This window comes from Lutibacter sp., assembly GCF_013041805.1.
Classification (GTDB): Bacteria; Bacteroidota; Bacteroidia; order Flavobacteriales; family Flavobacteriaceae; genus Lutibacter.
This window is the reverse complement of the sequence record NZ_JABDRI010000055.1, coordinates 20730-41431: the sequence shown is the minus strand read 5'-3', so window position 1 is coordinate 41431 and position 20702 is coordinate 20730. Positions and strand designations below refer to the sequence as shown.

20 protein-coding genes and 1 pseudogene are annotated in these 20702 nt (G+C 30.1%); 14 read left to right on the top strand and 7 right to left on the bottom strand.

Going from position 1 to position 20702, the window contains the following annotated elements; translation table 11 throughout:
* Positions 1–23: 23 nt before the first annotated feature.
* Positions 24–833 (bottom strand): purine-nucleoside phosphorylase, encoded by an 810-nt coding sequence (locus HKP59_RS07365; RefSeq protein WP_291805117.1) that lies wholly within the window; start codon positions 831–833, stop codon positions 24–26.
* Positions 805–1842, bottom strand: coding sequence for a tetraacyldisaccharide 4'-kinase (gene lpxK, locus HKP59_RS07360; protein ID WP_291805116.1), 1038 nt, complete (start codon positions 1840–1842; stop codon positions 805–807). Before lpxK ends, HKP59_RS07365 begins: the two co-directional genes overlap by 29 nt.
* Before the next feature lie 98 nt (positions 1843–1940).
* On the opposite strand from lpxK, the pseudogene HKP59_RS07355 reads away from it, so the two are divergent.
* Positions 1941–3035, top strand: a pseudogene (locus tag HKP59_RS07355) (Nif3-like dinuclear metal center hexameric protein).
* Position 3036: 1 nt separating this feature from the next.
* Entirely contained in the window at positions 3037–3810 is a 774-nt protein-coding gene (locus tag HKP59_RS07350) for a C4-type zinc ribbon domain-containing protein (protein ID WP_291805114.1), read from the top strand.
* A gap of 85 nt (positions 3811–3895) precedes the next feature.
* On the opposite strand, the gene HKP59_RS07345 is transcribed toward HKP59_RS07350, so the two are convergent.
* Complete coding sequence (locus HKP59_RS07345) at positions 3896–4903, bottom strand: beta-ketoacyl-ACP synthase III (protein ID WP_291805111.1); 1008 nt, start codon at positions 4901–4903, stop codon at positions 3896–3898.
* Between the two features lie 252 nt (positions 4904–5155).
* On the opposite strand from HKP59_RS07345, the gene HKP59_RS07340 reads away from it, so the two are divergent.
* Positions 5156–7567, top strand: coding sequence for a prolyl oligopeptidase family serine peptidase (locus HKP59_RS07340; RefSeq protein ID WP_291805109.1), 2412 nt, complete (start codon positions 5156–5158; stop codon positions 7565–7567).
* Positions 7568–7641: 74 nt separating this feature from the next.
* Here HKP59_RS07340 and HKP59_RS07335 read toward each other — a convergent pair whose 3' ends face one another.
* A complete protein-coding gene (locus tag HKP59_RS07335; protein ID WP_291805108.1) occupies positions 7642–8331 on the bottom strand; it encodes a nitroreductase family protein in 690 nt (229 codons plus the stop codon).
* Between the two features lie 122 nt (positions 8332–8453).
* On the opposite strand from HKP59_RS07335, the gene htpG reads away from it, so the two are divergent.
* The 4 genes from htpG (at position 8454) to HKP59_RS07315 (ending at position 12596) form a co-directional block, all read left to right on the top strand.
* The gene (htpG, locus tag HKP59_RS07330; protein WP_291805106.1) at positions 8454–10343 is read left to right on the top strand and encodes a molecular chaperone HtpG; all 1890 of its coding nucleotides are present in this window, start codon (positions 8454–8456) and stop codon (positions 10341–10343) included.
* A gap of 144 nt (positions 10344–10487) precedes the next feature.
* The gene (locus HKP59_RS07325; RefSeq protein WP_291805105.1) at positions 10488–11174 is read left to right on the top strand and encodes a hypothetical protein; all 687 of its coding nucleotides are present in this window, start codon (positions 10488–10490) and stop codon (positions 11172–11174) included.
* An 8-nt stretch (positions 11175–11182) separates the two neighbouring features.
* A complete protein-coding gene (locus HKP59_RS07320; protein ID WP_291805103.1) occupies positions 11183–11566 on the top strand; it encodes an NUDIX hydrolase in 384 nt (127 codons plus the stop codon).
* 316 nt (positions 11567–11882) lie between these two features.
* Complete coding sequence (locus HKP59_RS07315; RefSeq protein ID WP_291805101.1) at positions 11883–12596, top strand: RluA family pseudouridine synthase; 714 nt, start codon at positions 11883–11885, stop codon at positions 12594–12596.
* On the opposite strand, the gene HKP59_RS07310 is transcribed toward HKP59_RS07315, so the two are convergent.
* Positions 12585–13373, bottom strand: a complete 789-nt coding sequence (locus HKP59_RS07310) for a S1/P1 nuclease (RefSeq protein WP_291805099.1) — start codon at positions 13371–13373, stop codon at positions 12585–12587. The genes HKP59_RS07315 and HKP59_RS07310 overlap by 12 nt on opposite strands.
* Before the next feature lie 113 nt (positions 13374–13486).
* Here HKP59_RS07310 and HKP59_RS07305 point away from each other — a divergent pair, with 113 nt between their 5' ends.
* From HKP59_RS07305 to HKP59_RS07275, 7 genes are all read left to right on the top strand, one after another.
* Positions 13487–14344 (top strand): SPFH domain-containing protein, encoded by an 858-nt coding sequence (locus HKP59_RS07305; RefSeq protein WP_291805097.1) that lies wholly within the window; start codon positions 13487–13489, stop codon positions 14342–14344.
* Positions 14345–14412: 68 nt separating this feature from the next.
* Complete coding sequence (locus tag HKP59_RS07300) at positions 14413–14574, top strand: hypothetical protein (protein ID WP_291805094.1); 162 nt, start codon at positions 14413–14415, stop codon at positions 14572–14574.
* Between the two features lie 4 nt (positions 14575–14578).
* A complete protein-coding gene (locus HKP59_RS07295) occupies positions 14579–14728 on the top strand; it encodes a hypothetical protein (RefSeq protein ID WP_291805092.1) in 150 nt (49 codons plus the stop codon).
* A 9-nt stretch (positions 14729–14737) separates the two neighbouring features.
* A complete protein-coding gene (locus tag HKP59_RS07290) occupies positions 14738–15250 on the top strand; it encodes a hypothetical protein (RefSeq protein ID WP_291805091.1) in 513 nt (170 codons plus the stop codon).
* A complete protein-coding gene (locus HKP59_RS07285; RefSeq protein WP_291805090.1) occupies positions 15240–16187 on the top strand; it encodes an alpha/beta hydrolase in 948 nt (315 codons plus the stop codon). The genes HKP59_RS07290 and HKP59_RS07285 overlap by 11 nt, the downstream gene beginning before the upstream one ends.
* A 1-nt stretch (position 16188) precedes the next feature.
* Complete coding sequence (locus HKP59_RS07280) at positions 16189–16359, top strand: Arc family DNA binding domain-containing protein (protein WP_291805089.1); 171 nt, start codon at positions 16189–16191, stop codon at positions 16357–16359.
* Positions 16360–16550: 191 nt separating this feature from the next.
* On the top strand, positions 16551–17453 hold the full coding sequence (locus tag HKP59_RS07275) for a sterol desaturase family protein (RefSeq protein ID WP_291805086.1): 903 nt from the start codon (positions 16551–16553) through the stop codon (positions 17451–17453).
* A gap of 74 nt (positions 17454–17527) precedes the next feature.
* Here HKP59_RS07275 and HKP59_RS07270 read toward each other — a convergent pair whose 3' ends face one another.
* Positions 17528–18208 (bottom strand): metal-dependent hydrolase, encoded by a 681-nt coding sequence (locus tag HKP59_RS07270; protein WP_291805083.1) that lies wholly within the window; start codon positions 18206–18208, stop codon positions 17528–17530.
* 112 nt (positions 18209–18320) lie between these two features.
* Positions 18321–20552, bottom strand: a complete 2232-nt coding sequence (locus HKP59_RS07265) for a TonB-dependent receptor (RefSeq protein ID WP_291805080.1) — start codon at positions 20550–20552, stop codon at positions 18321–18323.
* Positions 20553–20702 lie beyond the last annotated feature (150 nt).

Genomic DNA, 20702 nt, shown 5'->3' with positions numbered 1-20702 from the left:
ATATTACCAAAATAATGCCAATTTTAAGACTTTACAAATTCTTCAACTAATTTACCTACAATTTTTTCCGATTTTTTAGCAACTTCTTGAACTTCCTCGTGAGAAACTTCTTCAACAATTCCTTCAACGCCTAAATCCGTAATTACTGAAATCCCAAAACAAGTAATTCCCATATGCTTCGCAACAATTACTTCAGGAACTGTAGACATTCCAACAGCATCTGCTCCTACTAATTTAACCATTCTATATTCTGCCGGAGTTTCAAAAGTTGGCCCTTGTAATGCAAGGTAAATCCCTTTTTGAATAGGAACATTCATTTTATCAGCAATCTGTTCCATTTTAGCAATCATTTTATGGCTATAAGGCTCGTGCATATCTACAAATCTTGGTCCAAAACGATCTTCATTTTTACCGCGTAATGGATGATCAGGTATAAAGTTAATATGATCTGTAATTAACATAATATCTCCAACTTTAAACGCAGGATTTACACCTCCTGAGGCATTTGAAACAATCAAATTTTCAACACCCAAATATTTCATTACACGAACTGGAAAAACGGTTTCTTCCATGGTCCATCCTTCGTAATAATGAAAACGTCCTCGCATAGCAATCACCTTTTTAGTACCAATAGTACCAAAAATTAATTCGCCAGAATGGCCAGCTACTGTCGAAATTGGGAAATTTGGTATTTCAGCATAAGGAATTTTAATCTCAATTTCAATTTTTTCAACTAGATTTCCCAAACCTGTTCCTAAAATAATTCCATAAGCTGGTTTCGTAATTCCTTTATCTTGAAGAAATTTAACGGTCTCTTGAACTCTGTTCCACATAATTCTTTATTATTTTATCAAAACTTGTATTATTTGCTACAAATTTTGTTTGTATTGATATAAATCGCAAATTTTGCAATTTTGCAAAGATACGAACATAATCTTTCTCTGTTGTCAAAACAATTTTCTTATTTGACTTAATCTTTTCAAATTCTTGTTTAATTTTTTTAATATCTGTAGAACTAAAATGATGATGATCTGGATATTTTAAATGTTGAAATTTAACTTTTTCAGTTGTTAAATATTTTTGTAGCGGAGTTGGATTAGCAATACCAGTTACAAGTAAAATTTCTTCATTCTTATAATCATCTAAATTAATGAAGGAATCACCTTTTAATTTAGTATCATATTCAATGGTTGTAAAAAAAACTTCTTGATTGGATGTTGGTTGTAACTTTTCAATTACGAACTGCTGTTCTTTTATTGAAATATTTGAGGGACATTTAGTTACAACAATAATCTGAGCTCTTCTAGCACCCGATTTGTACTCACGTAAATTACCAGTTGGTAGCATACTATCATTAACGTATAAATCATTATACGAGGTTAATAAAATATTCAGTCCTGCTTTCACTTTTCTATGTTGAAAAGCATCATCAAGCAAAATTACTTGTGGCGGATTTTCTAAAGCCTCTAACTGCTGAATTCCATTTGTTCTATCGGCGTCAACACAAACAATTATATTTGGATATTTCTTATAATATTGAAAAGGTTCATCTCCAATATCTTCTGAAGTGATATTGTTTTCAGCAATTATAAACCCTTTCGTTTTACGTTTATACCCCCTACTTAAAACTGCTACTCTAAAGTCGTTTTGTAACAATCTAATTAAATACTCTATTTGAGGTGTCTTACCAGTTCCTCCTACACTTAAATTTCCAACAACAATTGTTGGCGTTTTAAATTGCGTAGACGTTAAAATTCCTACATGAAATAAATAGTTACGAAAACTTGTAACTAAACCATACAGTAATGAAAATGGATATGCTATTTTTCTTAATAAATACACCTATAAGCGAAAGTACAAAACAAATTAAAAAATGATGAGTAAATAGGCTAACTTTCTTTTGTAAAATTTATCTTTGTTCATATAATTAAGTTTTAACTATGAAAATTAAAGATTTTACTAGCTGTATTGAAGAAATTGCTCCTTTAAGTTATGCCGAAAGTTTTGATAATGTAGGCTTACTTGTTGGAGATTATAACACACAAGTAACTGGAGTTTTAATTACACTAGACACACTAGAAAACGTTGTTGATGAAGCAATTGAAAAAAAATGCAACTTAATTGTTAGTTTTCACCCAATTATATTTTCGGGCTTAAAAAAATTGAATGGCAACAATTATGTGGAACGCGTTGTACTGAAAGCCGTTAAGAATGATATTGCAATTTATGCAATGCATACTGCCTTAGATAATTCTTTTCAAGGAGTCAATGCTAAAATTTGTGAGGTATTAGGTTTGCAAAATAAAAAATTACTTATTCCACAAAAAAACACCATTAAAAAATTAACCACCTAAGTTCCTAATAAGAATGCTGAAGAAGTTCGATTCGCACTTTTTAATGCCCGAGCTGGAAACATAGGCAATTATGATAATTGTAGCTTTAACACTGAAGGATTTGGCACTTACAAAGGAAATGATAATTCAAACCCAGCAATTGGAGAAAAAGGAGTCTTACACACCGAAAATGAAACTTTAATTAGTGTAATTTTTGAAAAACATAGAGAAAAAAGTATACTTTCTGCACTTTTCAACTCACATCCTTATGAAGAAGTTGCCTATGACATTGTTCCTTTAGATAATTTACACCAAGAAATTGGTCTAGGAATGGTAGGTGAATTGGAGAAGGAAATGAGTGAATTAGATTTTTTGAATTTCTTAAAAAGAACTATGAATTCTAATGGGATTAGACATTCAAAGTTTATAAACAAACCTATTAAAAAAGTAGCTGTTCTAGGAGGTTCAGGAAGTTTTGCAATTCAAAATGCTATAAATTCTGGAGCAGATATTTATGTTACTTCCGACATTAAATATCACGAATTTTACAAAGCTGAAAACAAATTGATTATTGCGGATATTGGACATTATGAAAGTGAACAATTCACAAAAAATCTTTTAGTAGATATACTTACGAAAAAATTTCCTAATTTTGCAATCATTTTATCAAATAAAAACACAAATCCAATTTATTACTTATAATATGGCTAAAAGCAAAGAAGTTACTGTTGAAGAAAAATTAAGAGCTCTTTACGACTTACAATTAATTGACTCAAGAGCTGATGAAATTAAAAATGTAAGAGGCGAACTACCTTTAGAAATTGAAGATTTAGAAGATGAAATTGTTGGTTTAAACAAAAGACTTTCAAATTTAGATGAAGATGTTGTAAACTTGAAAGGTGAAATTTCTGCTAAAAAATTAGTTATTGAAGAAGCTAAATCTTTAGTTAAAAAATACGCTGAACAACAAAAGAATGTTCGTAACAATAGAGAGTTTAATTCAATAAGCAAAGAAACTGAATATCAAGAGCTTGAAATTGAATTAGCTGAAAAAAGAATCAAAGAATACAAGGCTAAAATTGAACAAAAAAATGAAGTAATTGCTGCCACTAAAGAAAATATCGCAAAGCAAGCTGATTTATTAAAACATAAATCAGATGAACTAAAAGATATTATGGGTGATACAATTAAAGAAGAGGCCTTATTGCTTAAAAAATCAAAAGAATATAGCGGATTAATAGATGATCATTTATTAAAAGCTTACAATAGAATTAGATCTACTGTAAAAAATGGATTGGCTGTTGTTTCTATTGATAGAGGAGCGTCTGGTGGTTCTTTCTTTACAATTCCACCTCAAAGACAAGTAGAAATAGCAAGCCGTAAAAAAATTATTACTGATGAACACAGTGGTAGAATTTTAGTAGATGGAGCTTTAGCAGAAGAAGAAAAAGAAAAAATAGACAAGTTGTTAAGCTAATTTGTTAGTCTATTCAACACTTATTATAAAAAAGGGATTTACTTTAAAAAGTAAATCCCTTTTTTATATACTTAATTTAAATTGTTTACCAACGAATAATTACACTTCCCCAAGTAAATCCACTACCAAAAGCAGCCAACACAACAAGGTCGTTATCTTTAATTTTACCTTTCTCCCAAGCCTCGGTTAAGGCAATAACAATAGAAGCCGCAGTTGTATTACCGTACTTCATAATATTATTATAAATCTGATCATCACTAAGTTTAAACTTTTTCTGAACAAATTGAGAAATACGCAAATTTGCTTGATGCGGAATTAACATATCTATATCTGAAGCCTCTAAATTATTAGTTTTCAACCCTTCTATAATTGCTTCTGAAAAACGAACTACCGCATGTTTAAATACAAACGTACCATTCATATAAGGAAAATAAGATTCATCATTATCATCATTTGCGGCAATCAATGCAGGTACCCAATGTCTAATGCTTGGAGCAATAACGGTTAATTCCTCAGCATGTTTACCTTCAGAATGTAAATGAGAGGATAAAATTCCTTTCGTATTGTCTTCAGTTCTAGACAATATTGCTGCACCCGCTCCATCTCCAAAAATTACCGAAACACCTCTACCTCTAGTTGTTTTATCTAAACCACCTGAATGAAACTCTGCTCCAACTACCAATACATTTTTGTACATACCGGTCTTAATAAACTGATCAGCAACTGACATTGCATAAACAAACCCAGAACATTGATTTCTAACATCTAATGCACCAACAGTTCTTAAGTCTAACATTTCTTGCAATTGAACTCCTCCTCCTGGGAAATAATAATCAGGACTAAGTGTTGCAAAAACTATAAAATCAATATCATCTTTTGTCAATCCAGCTCTTTCAATAGCAATTCGAGATGCTTTAGCTCCCATCACAGCTGATGTATCTTCACTTCCTTCTTTTATCCATCTTCTCTCTTTTATCCCTGTTCTTTCTTGAATCCATTCATCATTTGTATCCATCATTTTAGATAAATCGTCATTTGTGACTACATTATCAGGAACATAATAACCGAGTCCAGTTATCTTCGAATTATACATATATTATTGTTTTTATTTATTTGTTTCAAACATACTAAAATTAGAATGTATTTACAACTATAATAATTACAGCGAGCCACATAATACATTTCAAGTTTAAATAGATTAATAAATTTAGTGAAATTTTAATAAATACAATGTATATCAATTTATATCTATTATAAATTGCTTCCATTTAACATTTTATTAGGATTCTAAATCTCTTTATTTTGCTAGATTTATAAACTATTTAAAACAATTAACTCAACAAACATGAAAAATATTTTTTTATTTATTGGTTTACTTTTAGGAACCTTAGTTTATTCTCAGGAAAACTTAACGTATCAACAACCTCCTCAAGAAATTCTCGAACTTGCTGAAGCACCTCTTGCACCATCAATAAGAATGGATGATGACGGTGAAAACTTAATCTTTTTATATCGAAGTAATTTTACTTCTATAGAAGCTCTGTCAGAAACAGAAATGCGTTTAGGAGGTCTTCGAATTAATCCAGTAACCAACATTAATAGCCGACAAAATTATTATAATAAGGTAAAAATTCGTGTTGGCAGAGATTCAAACAATGAAGATATTGTAGGAATGCCAGAAAATGGAAGATTTGCTAATTTTTCTTGGTCTCCAAACCAACAAAAAATGGCATTTACAAATACGGTAAGTACTGGTGTTGAATTATGGGTGTTAGATATTACAACAAAATCAGCAAAAAAGATAACTCAAGCCAATTTAAACGCAAATACAGGAAACCCTTATACTTGGTTTAAAGACAATAACTCGTTACTTATAAAAGTAATTTCAAAAGAACGTAAACCTTTAATTGATACAAAATCTGCAGTACCAACCGGGCCAACAATTTCAGTAAGTGAAGCAGGAAAAAAAGCACAAAACAGAACTTATCAAGATTTGTTAAAAAATAAAAGTGACGAACATAATTTTGAACAACTTACATTATCGGAACTTTATAAAGTGACATTGGATGGTAATATTTCCTTATGGAAAGAAAGCGATATGTATAGTCGTTTAAACTTATCACCAGATGGAAACTATATTTTAGTTACAACAATAGAAAAACCATTTTCCTATTTGGTTACATATAGAAGATTCCCCTCTAAAACAAATATTTATAGTTCACAAGGAACATTAGTAAACAATATTTTAAATATACCATTAATCGAGGATCTTCCTAAAGGATTTATGGCTGTTAGAAAAGGAAAAAGAAATTTATCTTGGAGAGCTGACAAAGCTGCTACTCTCTTTTGGTGTGAAGCTTTAGATGAAGGGAATCCTGCCAACAACGTTGAATATAGAGATGAAGTTTTTGAATTAAATGCTCCATTTACTGGTGAAAAAAAATCATTAATTAAAACTATTGATCGCTTTAATGGGATTGAATGGGGTAATGAAAAAACTGCAATAGCTACAGATATTTGGAGAGATAATAGAAATACAAAATCGTATCTTTTTAACCCTTCTAATAGCGCTGTTAAACCTGTAGTTATTTCTGACAGAAACTATCAAGATAGATATAATGATCCTGGAAGTTTCGTAACTACACGAAATGAATTTGGTAAATATACTATGAATATATCGGGTAATAATGTTTATCTAATTGGTGATGGCTATAGTAAAAAAGGTCAATTTCCATTTATTGATCAAATGAATTTGAAAACGCTAAAAACCAAGCGATTATATCAATCAGAATTAACTGATAAAGCTGAAAACATCTCTTCTGTTTTTGATATGAAAAAAGGTGAAATTCTAGTTAGAATTGAATCCAAAAATGAATACCCAAACTATTATATTAGAAATATTAAAAAAGGAAATAAACTAACGGCTCTTACTCAATTTGAAAATCCTTTTAAAAGTATTCAAAATGTTCACAAAGAAGTTATAAAATACAAACGTGAAGATGGTTTAGATTTATCTGGAGTCTTGTACTTGCCTACCAACTATGAAGAAGGAAAAAAATACCCTATGATTGTTTGGGCGTATCCAAGAGAATATAAAGATAAAAGTAGCGCAGGACAAAGTACTTCAAACTCAAATAGTTTTACCTATCCAAGATATAATTCTCCTATTTTTTGGGTGACAAGAGGATACGTTGTTTTAAACAGCGCCTCCTTCCCTATTGTTGGTGAAGGTGATGAAGAGCCTAACGACTCATTTATAAAGCAATTAGTTGCCAATGGTAAAGCTGCAATTGACGCCGTGGATGCCTTAGGATATATTGACAGAAATAAAGTTGCCGTTGGAGGCCATTCTTATGGTGCTTTTATGACTGCAAACTTATTATCTCATTCAAATCTATTTGCTGCCGGTATTGCAAGAAGTGGTGCATATAATAGAACGTTAACTCCATTTGGTTTCCAAGCGGAAGAAAGAAATTATTGGGAAGCTCCTGAAATTTATTATAATATGTCTCCATTTATGCATGCGAATACCATGAAAACTCCTTTATTACTTATTCATGGTGAAGCTGATAATAATTCAGGAACTTATCCTTTGCAAAGTGAACGTTATTTCAATGCTTTAAAAGGTCTTGGTGCTCCTGTTCGTTTAGTTATGCTGCCAAAAGAAAGTCATGGCTATAGCGCTAAAGAATCTGTTTTGCATTTACTTTGGGAGCAAGATCAATGGTTAGAAAAACACGTAAAGAATAGACAATAACTTAAGGTTATTTAGATATCTAGATAATTCCAATAATAATTCTATTAAAAAAAGCAGCGTTAACGCTGCTTTTTTTAATAGAAACTCATAATATCATCAATTGATTTTCGCTGTATATCTGGTACATAAGCCTTTTCGGCTTCATACCCTACAGGCAACAATAAAAAAGCCCGCTCATTAGTTGGTCTCTCTAATATCTTTTCTAAAAATCGCATTGGGCTTGGAGTATGTGTTAAAGTTACTAAACCAGCATTATGAATCGCTGAAATTAAAAATCCACAAGCTAAACCTACAGACTCATTGACGTAATAATTTTGACGCTTAGTACCATCATTATTTATTTCGTAAGGTCTTTTAAAAACAATTATTAAATATGGCGCAATTTCTAAAAAAGGTTTATCTGCATTAGTTCCCAAATGTTTTAAATCTTCTAGCCATTCATCACTCATTCGTTCTTTATAACTTCTACGCTCCTCTTCTTCTGCTGCCATTCTAATTTTTTTCTTTAGTTGAGGATTCGCCACAACACAAAAAGTCCAAGGTTGCTTATGAGCACCAGATGGTGCTGTTGATGCAGTTTTTATAATATTTTCAATAACTTCTCTAGGGATTAGTTTATTAGAGAAATCTCTAACAGATCTCCTTTTATTTAACCAATTAAAATAATCTTTAGTTTTTTTTAGCATTTCATTTTCAGAATAACTTTCTTGAGTATGCCTTATATGTTTATAACCATCAACTAAAATAAAATCGTCTTTTTCCATTCTTTTAATTTAAAGTTTTAAAAGTAAGCATTTAAAATTTATGTCATATTGTCACTATAAAAAGTTTGGTATTTTTTTTGACTAATAGGTAGTTGTAAAAATTAATTTAAAAATATTAAAATATGGCAACAGGAAATATTAATGTAACGGCTGAGAATATTTTTCCAATTATTAAAAAATTCTTGTATTCAGATCACGAAATATTTTTACGTGAGCTAATATCGAATGCAACAGATGCTACTTTAAAACTAAAACACCTATCAACTTTAGGGGAAATAAAAGGAGGCATTGGAAATCCAATGATTGAAATTAAAGTTGATAAAGACAAAAAAGAAATTAGAATTATTGACCAAGGCGTTGGTATGACTGCTGAAGAAGTAGAAAAATACATCAACCAAGTAGCTTTTTCAGGAGCTGAAGAGTTTGTTGAAAAGTATAAAGACAAAGTTGAAGATTCGGGAATAATTGGGCACTTTGGTTTAGGTTTCTACTCTTCTTTTATGGTAGCTAGTAAAGTCGAAATTTTCACAAAATCATTTGCTGAAAATTCAAAAGCGGTTCGTTGGGAATGCGATGGAAGTCCAGAATATACTTTGGAGGAAACTGACAAAACAGACAGAGGGACTGAAATTGTTTTACACATTGATGACGATTCAACCGAATTTCTAGAAGAAAATAAAATTACTGAGCTTTTAAATAAGTATAATAAATTTATGCCTATTCCAATTAAATTTGGAACACGCGAAGAAACATTACCATTACCAGAAGGAGCTGCAGATGATGCTGAAGCCGAAAAAATTACTGTTGATAATATTGTAAACAACCCTAATCCAGCTTGGACGAAAAATCCTACTGAACTAAAAGATGAAGATTATAAGTCTTTTTATAGAGAGTTGTATCCAATGCAATTTGAAGAACCTTTATTTAACATTCATTTAAATGTAGACTATCCGTTTAACTTAACAGGTATTTTATATTTTCCTAAATTGAGTAAAAACCTAGACCCTTCAAAAGATAGAATTCAGCTATATCAAAATCAAGTATTTGTAACAGATAATGTAGAAGGAATTGTGCCTGATTTTTTACAAATGCTACGTGGGGTAATTGATTCTCCAGATATTCCTCTAAATGTTTCCCGTTCCTATTTACAAGCTGATGGAGCAGTTAAAAAAATATCGAGTTATATTACACGAAAAGTTGCTGATAAGTTAATAAGTCTTTTCAAAAATGACCGTAAAGCTTTTGAAGAAAAATGGGATGATATTAAAATTATTATTGAGTACGGAATGCTTTCAGAAGAAAAATTCTTTGAAAAATCAGATAAATTTGCATTGTACCCAACAGTAGATAAAAACTATTTTACTTTTTCTGAGTTAGAAGAAAAAATTAAACCTGCGCAAACAGATAAAGATGATAAGCTAATTGTTTTATATGCTTCTGATGTAAAAGCACAGCATAGTTATATTGACGCAGCAAAAGAAAAAGGATATGAAGTTTTATTATTAGATTCTCCAATTGTTTCTCATTTCATTCAAAAACTTGAAGGAAGTAAAGAAAATATTCAATTTGTTAGAGTTGATTCAGATCATATTGACAATTTGATAAAAAAGGATGAGGATAAAATCAGTAAACTTTCTGATGAGGAAAAAGAAAAATTAAAACCAATTATTGAGGAGGTAATTCCAAAAGAAACATATACTGTTCAACTAGAGGCTATGGATTCAAGCGCCAATCCTTTTATAATTACGCAACCAGAATTTATGCGTAGAATGAAAGAAATGCAAGCTACAGGTGGCGGCGGAATGATGGGAATGGGTAATTTCCCCGAGATGTATAACTTAGTTATTAATACAAATAATGATTTGGTTGGTGAAATTTTAAATACAAAAACTAAAAAGAAACAAGAACGTTTGGTTCAACAAGCTTTTGATTTAGCAAAATTATCACAAGGACTATTACAAGGTGAAGATTTAACAAACTTTATTAAACGAAGTTTTCAAATGGTTAAATAAATTTAGTCATATAAATAGTTTAACAAACAATTAATATAGAGCCTCAATTAGTTTTGAGGCTTTTTTTATTATTTTTACTGTTTAAAAAATAATATAAATATAGAGTTGGCATTTTTTTTGATACAATAGGGTTAAATGTTTACAATGAATACATCCATAAAATCACTTTTTATAATTTTACTAATTAGTTTTAGTTCAATACAGTCATTTTCTCAAAGCGATACAACTAAAACGGTGATAAAAGACTCTAAAATTAATGGTGAAATTTCTAAAACGGGTAATTATAAACTTAAAGCCACTACTAAAGCTGCAACTAACTCGAGCTTCGATTTAAAAATTAATAAAAAATTGAATACTGCTGCGATTGATAAAAATTTAAAAGAGAATAGGCCAAATTCCAAAACTCAAAACTTTTTATTGGAAGAATTACCTGAAGACAGAGATATTATTGGAAAAAAATATTGGAAAAATAAAGATGTAACTCATAAAAGGTTAGAAAGTAATTTAAGCTTAGGAACTGTAAATAGTAGTACTAGAACTGTTAAAATTGAATGTAGAGATCATAGCTATGTTGATGGTGATAGAATTAGGCTTTATCTAAATGAGCAAGTTATAAGTAACAATATTGGTTTAAAAGGTAATTATTATGTGTTCTACATAAATTTGGAAGATGGCTATAATAGAATTGATTTTCAAGCTTTAAACCAAGGACTTTCAGGGCCCAATACTGCAGAGCTAAAAGTATATGATGATAAAGGAAACTTAATTTCGGCAAAAGAATGGAACCTTCCAACTGGAGCGACTGCTACATTGGGGATTATTAAAAAGTAAATAAATTTATGATTTTAGCTGCATCTGGAATTATCTTACAAAATAGAAAAATACTATTACTTCAACGTTCACATTACACAAAAAATTATCCCGAATTTTGGGGTTGTCCAGGTGGTCGAGCAGAACCTAATGAATCAGCAGAACAAAACGTAATACGAGAAGTTAAGGAAGAATGTAATTTAAATTTTACACCTAAATCAATTCTTAAAACTGGAATTTGGCAAGATAGAAGTTATTACCGCTTTTTAGGTGACTGGCACGGAGAAATTAAAATACAAGAACAAGAAGTTTTAGCGTATGATTGGTTTAGTTATCAAGAAGCTATTAAGCTTCAATTATCATTTGATTATAAAGAAGTGATTGAGTTATTATATCGTAAGCAACTTTTGTAAGATAGATTGAATTTATCATTTTTAACAGTTTATTAGCACTTTAAATATAAGTGAATTGTAACTTTAATGATTTACTGTCGTCTTTATTAAGTATGGTGCTTACAATAAATTAACTCAAAATAGAATTATTAAAACAATCCATTCACATATAGTTCCTAAAGGAATTGAGAAAATTCGATTACAAGATTATGCTCCAAAAGCTTTTCATACATATATTCCTTCAAATAGTGGAATTAAAAAAGCGATAAAAAAAGGTTTATTTCTATCTAATGGTGAAGTTGCGCAAACTGGTACTTGGGTAAATCATGGGCAAATTTTGGAATTAATTGAAGATTCCGCAACTAAACCTAAAATTTATGAGTTCAATTTAGAAGTTGTTTTTGAAGATGATCATATAGCTGTTATTAATAAACCAGCTGGTATTTCAGTAAGTGGGAACTCTTTTAAAACTATAGCCAATGCCTTACTTCATAATTTAAAGGAAAGTTCGCAAAAAGATGCACTTTATAAACCAACTCCAGTTCATAGATTAGACAATCAAACCTCTGGTTTGCTGTTAATTGCAAAAACCAAAACGGCACAAATTGAGCTAGGAAATCAATTTACAAATAAAACAATTCAAAAAAAATATTGTGCAATAACTATAGGTAAGGTCCATTCCAATCAATTGATACATACACCTATTGATCATAAAGATGCTGAAACTAGTTTTGAAATTATTAAAATTGTAAAATCTTTAAAATACGATAATTTAAGTTGTTTGAAAGTTTCACCCAAAACTGGCAGAACACATCAAATTCGTATTCATTTGTCATCTATTGGACATCCTATTTTAGGTGACAAATTATATGGATATAAAGAATTAATTCACAAAGGAAAAGGGTTGTTTTTATGTGCAAGTGAAATTACATTTTTACATCCAAAAACCTTTCAGGTACAGAATTTAAAATTAGAAAAAATTCCACAAAAATTTAACTCAATTCTTATACGTGAAAAAAGACGCTGGAACACCTATAATTTAGGCAAATAATTCGTTTAGAACTTTTGCCAAACGTATACCGCCAACTTGCAATTGAGAACGAACTAAACCAAAATTTTGATATATATATGTATACCCTAATTTTTCTCCAATCTCAACAGTAGCATAAGTTTTAATAGCTAATTTATGTGTTTCATTAGCCCAATCTTCAGTAGTTCCTCTTTGTAAAAATTTCACTTGTTCTTTTGATATTTCATCAGCATTTTCACTAAGTTCAGTATAAGTCATATCAAAATGGTTGATCATATCAGAATCCCAAACTCTATGCAAATTAGTCCCTCGATTGAACCATTGCACTTGAATATCATTACCGCCTTTATCTTCTTTTCTACCAATATGCATTGGTTGATGCAGGTCACCTATCAAATGAACCAACATTTTTAAATAAAAAGCTTTATCCTCCTTTGTTGCTTTCTTATCTAAAATAACTGATTTACATTTTTCGATACCATTTACTAAATCACCGTCAGGATTTTTTTCTGAATTTTCATAATTCACATCAAAAGGCATGTTCACAAAATGCCAAGTGTAAAATTTATCATAACGCCTATCCGACTTAATTTCATCACCAAACGTTGATACTAATGCTAAACTTTGCCCGTCTAAAAGTTCAGCTATTTTTCGTTTTGTTTTACCTTTTAAGTAATCTTCAGCTATTTTACCTATGGTTCTATGTCCAGTTGCTCCCCAATCTGGAGAATTTGCACCTAAAATTGTAAAGGAAATAAAAAACGCACCTACTATAAAAATTGATTTTATCAAATTCATTCTGAAATATTTTTTGCAAATATAAACATAATGTTTGTTAAAAATTTGGAAATATCATAAATAATTTTATATCTTTATGATATCATTTTAATATCATTATAAATATAATAATTATGACACAAGAAAAATTAATAAAAGTATCAAATGGTTATTTTATGCTATTCATGTTAGCATTGTTTATTGCAGGAGCAATTTTTAGTCTGGTTAAATCATCAGAATGGGGACTTATCTTTCTGTTTTTAACCATACTTTCATTGCCAGGATTCTTTTTAGTAAACCCAAATACATCAAAGGTTATCTTACTTTTTGGTAAATACATAGGAACCGTTAAAGAAAATGGTTTCTATTGGGCAAATCCACTCTACAAGAAAAAAGGAATTTCATTAAGAGCTAGTAATTTTGATAGTGAACGAGTAAAAGTGAACGACAAACTAGGAAATCCAATTATGATTAGTACTATTGCTGTTTGGAAAGTCAAAGACACTTATAGAGCAGCATTTGATGTTGATAATTACGAAAATTTTGTCCGTGTACAATCTGATGCTGCAGTTAGAAAATTAGCAAGTTTATACCCATATGATAATTTTGAAGATGATGGTCAAGCGGAGGAAATCACTTTGAGAGCAAGTGTTAATGAAGTAAGTGAAGCACTAGAAAAAGAACTAGCAGAAAGATTAGAAATGGCCGGAATTGAAGTACTAGAAGCTAGAATTGGATATTTAGCATATGCTCAAGAAATTGCGAGTGCTATGTTAAAAAGACAACAAGCCACAGCTATAATCGCAGCGCGTCATAAAATTGTTGAAGGGGCTGTGAGCATGGTTGAAATGGCCATAGATAAATTAGGAAAACACAACATAGTTGATTTAGATGAAGAAAGAAAAGCTGCAATGGTAAGTAATTTAATGGTTGTATTGTGCTCGGATAAAGATGCAGCACCAATTGTAAATACAGGAACTTTAAACCACTAAAATGATAACATTTCTAATCTATATTATCATACTTATATGTACAACTGTCTCATTTTTAATTTTTTAATATGAAAGAATACAAAATAATCAAGAAAAGTTTTTGGAAGAAAGATGATGTTTTTGAAGATTTACTCAATCAACTTTCCAGAGAAGGTTGGACTGTTAATTGTGTAACACATACCGAGGGTAATTTTACCAAAGCATTATTAGAACGCGATAAGAATAGATAATTCTATGAAATCAAATTATTCCAAAATTGGAGTGGGAATAGCAATTGGCGTGGCATTTGGTTTAGCATTAAAAAGTGTTGCATTAGGTGTTGCTATTGGTATTACTTTCTCTGCTGCTTTTATTCAAAAAGAAAACTCAAAAACAAAAAATTAACATTTTGGTATGAAAGTATTTGTTGAAGAACAAAAATTCAATCAGCTATTCGTAATTATAGGGTTAATAATGGCTCTATTAATTGTAAGTGGTTTTACTTTTAAGGAATGGGAAACAATTTCAAAAGGCAGTAATATTGAAATACTTGGCTCGTTAAGCGGATTAATTCTTGTTATTTTAATTGGTATTCTATTTTTTAACTTAAAACTAAAAACTAGAGTTGATGAAAAAGGTATCTATTATCAATATGTTCCATTTCAATTAGCTTATAAAGTAATACTATGGGAAAATATTTCAAAAAGCTATATAAGAAAATACGATGCTATTTCTGAATTTGGAGGCTGGGGATTAAGATTTAATTTTTTTAGAAAAACTGGTAAGTCGGTTACTACAAGTGGTAATATTGGATTACAAATAGAGTTAAAAACAGGATCTAAAATCTTAATTGGAACTCAGAAAAAAGAAGATTTGAAAAGTGTTCTAAAGACCTATCAAGATAAAATTAAAACTCATGAAAGTTAAATATACCTTAATTTTATTTTTACTTGTTTCAATTTTTACAATTGCACAAGAAAAAAATTATTCAGAAGAAGAAGTTAGTATTTCTACACCAAGTGTAGCTATAAACGGGACTTTATTATCACCAAACACCGTTTCAAAAAATGAATTAGTTATTATTATTCCTGGTTCTGGCCCAACAGATAGAGATGGAAATAATAGCGTAATGAAAAATAATTCTCTAAAATATTTAGCTGAAGAATTGATTGCACATGAAATTGCCTCATACCGTTTCGATAAAAGTGTACTTTCTTATTCGAAAGAAGATCTTGGAAAGTTAGATTCCCTAACCTTCGATGACTTTATTGATGAAGCAAAAGCTGTTATTAATTACTTTAAAACAACTAAGTTGTATTCTAAAATTATTGTTGCTGGCCATAGTCAAGGTAGTTTAGTTGGGATGATTGCATCTAAAAATACTGTAGATGGTTTTATTTCTTTAGCGGGTTCGGGAAGAACAATTGATAAAATTTTAATTGAACAAATTGAGAAACAGGCTCCAATTTTAAAAAATGAAAGTGCTACTATCTTAGGGCAACTAAAAAAAGGCGTACTAGTTGATGTAGTAAATCCAATGTTAAATTCTTTATTTAGAAAATCTGTACAACCTTTTCTTATATCATGGATAAAGTACAATCCACAAATTGAATTAAAAAAACTTTCAATTCCCATACTAATTATTCAAGGAAGCAAAGATATACAAGTTGATACAATTGACGCTGAATTATTACATGCTTCAAACATAAAATCGAAATTAAAAATAGTAGAAAATATGAATCACTTATTTAAAGAAATCAAAGGTGATATTGGCGAAAATATGAGCTCCTATTCAAATCCCAATTTACCTATAATGAATGAATTAACGAACAACATTGTTGATTATATAAATGAATTAAAATAAAATGGCAAAGAAAAAAGCTTTTGCGTTACGCATAAATGAAGATATGCTAAGAGCTGTTGAAAAATGGGCGGCAGATGAGTTTAGGTCAACTAATGGACAATTAGAATGGATGCTAAACAAATGCTTGAAAGATGCTAAGAGACAACCTAAAAAGCAAACCTCTGAAGATTAGGATGTTTATTACTAAGAATGTATTATGGACTCTTACTAAATAACCAATCTTCATACATTAGAATCTGAAGGATTGCAATCAAATAAAATCTAAGATTATTTTACAAGGTGGCATTATAAATTTCACTATGATATGGATCAGAAACAGCCATTAAAAAAATATTTTTAAATTCGTAGTAAATAATTTCAACTATGCAGATTCCACAAATACCAAATTTAATTTTGTATGCGATACCTTTTTTTGTTGCTACTGTAATTATTGAAGGTATTGTTATTTATAAAAAAAATCCAACAAACTACAATTTAAAAGATACCCTTGCTTCCCTATCTATGGGTATTGGAAATTTACTTATAAACATGATTAGTAAAATTTTAGTAGTACTAGTAGTTACTTTTTTATACGAAAACTTTAGACTTATAACAATTCCTTTCGTTTGGTGGGCCTGGCTACTCGTTTTAATTGCCGATGACTTTTGCTATTATTGGTTTCATAGAATAAGCCATGAAAGTCGATTTTTTTGGGCATCTCATATTGTGCATCACTCTTCTCAAAAATATAATTTAAGTACTGCTTTGCGCCAAACCTGGACAGGTGGTTTTTTTAGTTTTATTTTTTATTTAGTTCTACCCATTATCGGATTTCATCCGTTAATGATTTTTACACAAATGAGCATAAGCTTATTATATCAATATTGGATTCATACTGAATTAATACATAAAATGCCCCATTGGTTTGAGGCCATTTTTAACACACCTTCTCATCATAGAGTTCATCACGGTTCAAATCCATTATATTTAGATAGAAACCATGCCGGGATTTTTATTATTTGGGATAAATTATTTGGCACATTCCAGGAAGAACTAGAAGAAGAAAAAGTGGTTTATGGATTAACTTCAAACATAAAAACATACAATCCAATTGTTATTGCATTTCATGAATGGATTTTAATATTTCAAGACGCGTTTAGAAGTAAAACGTCATTCATCAAAAAATTGAGCTATTTTATTAAACCTCCTGGCTGGAAGCATAATGGCACAGGAATGTTATCTAATGATTTAAGAAAAGAATGGCTTCTAAAAAACAGGAAACTATAGTATATGCAATAATTAAACAATATTTTTTTTAATATTATTTAATATAATAACTATCTCAACTTAAAAAACTTAAGTTATAATTTCATATGACCCCCAATAGATAATAAATATAATTCTTTTTTGGCCTTTGCAAATTTCTCAAAAGCTTCTTTGTGATCTATTTTTATATACCCAAATGTATCAAAATGATATCCTAAAACTTTATTACAATTTAAAAATGTACTTGCTCTAATTGCCTCATCAATTCCCATAGTAAAATTATCTCCAACTGGTAAAATTGCCAAATCTAATTCTCCAATTACTTCAGGAATTAATTTCATATCATTTGTTAAGGCTGTATCACCTGCAATATATAATCTATGATGACTTGTTTCAATTACAAAACCTCCTGGCTGACCTCCATACGTTCCGTCAGGAAAAGAACTTGAATGAATTGCATTAGTATAGTGAACAGTTCCAAAATCAAATTCCCATTTCCCTCCATGATTCATAGGGTGGCCTTTTAATCCTTTGTTTTCAAAATGACTTACAATTTCATAATTAGAAATAATTACTGCACCTGTTCTATTAGCTATCGCTTCAACATCTAAAATATGATCTTGATGTGCATGCGTAATTAAAATATAATCAGCTTGTAATTTATCTATATCAATTTCTGAAGCAAGTTCATTACCTGTTATAAAAGGATCAATTAATAATGTTTTATCCTTTGTTTCAATACTTATACATGCGTGGCCTAAATAGGTAATTTTCATATTTGAAGTGTTTTTATAGTTATTGCAATTTAAAAAATAAATAATAAAAAAACCACGAAAAAATTAATTTCCGTGGTAAATCAATCAACTAAATCATAAATAAATTCTTTGTTTAGAATTTATATTTAATATAAGCTGTAAAATTTCTTCCAGGCTCCAAAATTCTTCCAGAAAGAAGATCTGAATTCGTAAAAGAAAAATTCAAATGCTCATAGTACGTTTTGTCGAAAATATTAAAAACTGCTGCTCCGACAGAGAAACCTCTATAAGGCTGCAATCCTATTCGTAAATCCATAGTTCCAAAACCAGGTGTTTCTTGCTCCATAAATGAATCTGAAATTCTATTTTGAGCTCCAACAAGTCGTGAGTTTAATGCTACCCAAAATATATCATCTTCAAATTTGGCACCTAAGTTAGTTGTAAAAGGAGGAATTTGTGCTAATGGCTCATTGATATCTTTATTTTCAGCTTGTGTGTAAGAAAAATCTGATGTAAATTGTAATTTATCAGTTGCTTGATAGTACAAACTAAACTCAAATCCGGTTTGAATTGCTTTATCTACATTCATAAATTGTTTTGCAACAGTTGGTGGTGTTGTAGGCATAAATTTCCTTGGAATGTCTTCATTCACAATTGGCTGAATATAGTCTGACAAGAACGAATGAAATACAGATGCACTTACTTCAAATGCTTTAAAATTCTTGCTAAATGATAATTCAAGTTGTGTATTTACTTCAGGCTTTAAATTAGGATTTCCAACATACTCAAAAGGATCTACTCCCACAGCAAAATGATTGATATAACGTTCAATCATATTCGCGGTTCTAACACCTCTACCAATTGCAAATTGAGTTTGAAAACCATTTTCTTGGTATTTAATTGCTGCATTTGCACTTACATTGGTTTCTGTTTTATCACTAATTTCTCCTCCATATAAATCTAGAAAATCTTGTGCAGGATCATCTATTGAGGCAGAAATAAAATCGGCTCTTATACCAGAAGTTATTGTAGTATTATCCGACACTTTAAATTTACCTTCTGTAAACACTCCAACATCATTTAAACTTGCATCTTGCCATATTTTATCAGTAAATGTTCTTGGGTTTGGAAGAACAGTTCCATTCATTATTTTCACAATTCTTGTTCTATCTCCTTCTCTACTTATTAAATTAGCATCAACACCTGCAAATATTCTTGAATTGTCTGATGGTCTAAAAACAATTTCTGCTTTTCCTCCAGTTGTCCATACTTCTACTGGCGAACTTGAAAAAGTCATCATAAAATTTGGTCGGCCTTCATTGGTCATTAAATGATCTACATAGGAATGAAAAACTTTAGCAGAAAAACTTTCAACTTTTTCTGATATTTCATTCCACTTATAATCTAAACCGGCTAAAAAACTGTCATCATAAGGCGAATCCATAGGTAAACCGGCGTGATCTATATCTCTTCCGAAAGACTGTCTCCAAGATAATTGAAGTCTTTGATTGTCTGTCGGATTTAATCCAACCTTAACTGAATAATCAGTAGTTCTAAAAGATGATGGAACTTCTGTACCATTTCCATCTTCATAATCTCCAAAATCTCTATACGATCCATTAAAAAGAATATCGAATTTTTTATCTACATAAAGTAAAGAAGCTCCAGTAACTAAATTATTACCATTAGTCTCATACCCTCCTTCAACACTTCCATGCAATCCAAATTGGTCTTTTGTTGGGTTTTTTGAAACTAAATTAATAATTCCTCCAAAATTTTGACCAAAACGAACTGTAAAAGGCCCTTTTACAATTTCAATTTTTTCTATTTCTTCAGGAATTACGTGCGTTGTAATAGGATCCATTCTATTTGGGCACGCATTTAAAACTTTGAATCCTCCATCATATTGAATATTTAACTGCTCATATTTAAATGACCGAAATACAGGCTCTGATGCGTAAGCACCACGTTTGGTTATTCCAAAACCTTTAATATCTCTAAATAAGTGACCAACACTTCTAGGCTGACTTATTCTTTTTTCGGCATCATTAATTACAACCGATTGCGAAATATCTTTTAATGGGTTTGCTGTAACAATTATCTCATTTAATTCTATCTGAGCTAACTCTAACTTTATGATTAAATTATTCGTTAATTTCTCATTTTTAGTTTTATAACTTACATGAGACAATTCAATTAAATCTCCATCAATCCCTTGAATCTCAAATTCTCCATTCGTATTTGAGATTGTAAATGCATTACTTTTTAAAACTTTTATCGTTACATTTTCTATAGGTTGATTTGTTGCTTCGTCAACAATTTTACCTCTTATTTTTACTGTTTGAGTATAAGAAACTGTAGTCATAAGTATTACTAAACAGTTTACTAATATATTTTTTACCATCTATTTTTTTGATTTTTGATATAGCGTAGTGAATGCTAATAATACATTTATTAACAACTACTTAAATTAATAACACTAAACCATCACCCCTTCAATTTAAATTATTGAAGA

Bases quoted from the DNA above. Each gene is read 5' to 3' on its own strand.
- HKP59_RS07365 (WP_291805117.1), bottom strand. From the start codon at position 833: ATGTGGAACAGAGTTCAAGAGACCGTTAAATTTCTTCAAGATAAAGGA.
- HKP59_RS07350 (WP_291805114.1), top strand. From the start codon at position 3,037: ATGGCTAAAAGCAAAGAAGTTACTGTTGAAGAAAAATTAAGAGCTCTT.
- HKP59_RS07345 (WP_291805111.1), bottom strand. From the start codon at position 4,903: ATGTATAATTCGAAGATAACTGGACTCGGTTATTATGTTCCTGATAAT.
- HKP59_RS07340 (WP_291805109.1), top strand. From the start codon at position 5,156: ATGAAAAATATTTTTTTATTTATTGGTTTACTTTTAGGAACCTTAGTT.
- HKP59_RS07335 (WP_291805108.1), bottom strand. From the start codon at position 8,331: ATGGAAAAAGACGATTTTATTTTAGTTGATGGTTATAAACATATAAGG.
- htpG (WP_291805106.1), top strand. From the start codon at position 8,454: ATGGCAACAGGAAATATTAATGTAACGGCTGAGAATATTTTTCCAATT.
- HKP59_RS07325 (WP_291805105.1), top strand. From the start codon at position 10,488: ATGAATACATCCATAAAATCACTTTTTATAATTTTACTAATTAGTTTT.
- HKP59_RS07320 (WP_291805103.1), top strand. From the start codon at position 11,183: ATGATTTTAGCTGCATCTGGAATTATCTTACAAAATAGAAAAATACTA.
- HKP59_RS07310 (WP_291805099.1), bottom strand. From the start codon at position 13,373: ATGAATTTGATAAAATCAATTTTTATAGTAGGTGCGTTTTTTATTTCC.
- HKP59_RS07305 (WP_291805097.1), top strand. From the start codon at position 13,487: ATGACACAAGAAAAATTAATAAAAGTATCAAATGGTTATTTTATGCTA.
- HKP59_RS07300 (WP_291805094.1), top strand. From the start codon at position 14,413: ATGAAAGAATACAAAATAATCAAGAAAAGTTTTTGGAAGAAAGATGAT.
- HKP59_RS07295 (WP_291805092.1), top strand. From the start codon at position 14,579: ATGAAATCAAATTATTCCAAAATTGGAGTGGGAATAGCAATTGGCGTG.
- HKP59_RS07290 (WP_291805091.1), top strand. From the start codon at position 14,738: ATGAAAGTATTTGTTGAAGAACAAAAATTCAATCAGCTATTCGTAATT.
- HKP59_RS07285 (WP_291805090.1), top strand. From the start codon at position 15,240: ATGAAAGTTAAATATACCTTAATTTTATTTTTACTTGTTTCAATTTTT.
- HKP59_RS07280 (WP_291805089.1), top strand. From the start codon at position 16,189: ATGGCAAAGAAAAAAGCTTTTGCGTTACGCATAAATGAAGATATGCTA.
- HKP59_RS07275 (WP_291805086.1), top strand. From the start codon at position 16,551: ATGCAGATTCCACAAATACCAAATTTAATTTTGTATGCGATACCTTTT.
- HKP59_RS07270 (WP_291805083.1), bottom strand. From the start codon at position 18,208: ATGAAAATTACCTATTTAGGCCACGCATGTATAAGTATTGAAACAAAG.
- HKP59_RS07265 (WP_291805080.1), bottom strand. From the start codon at position 20,552: ATGACTACAGTTTCTTATACTCAAACAGTAAAAATAAGAGGTAAAATT.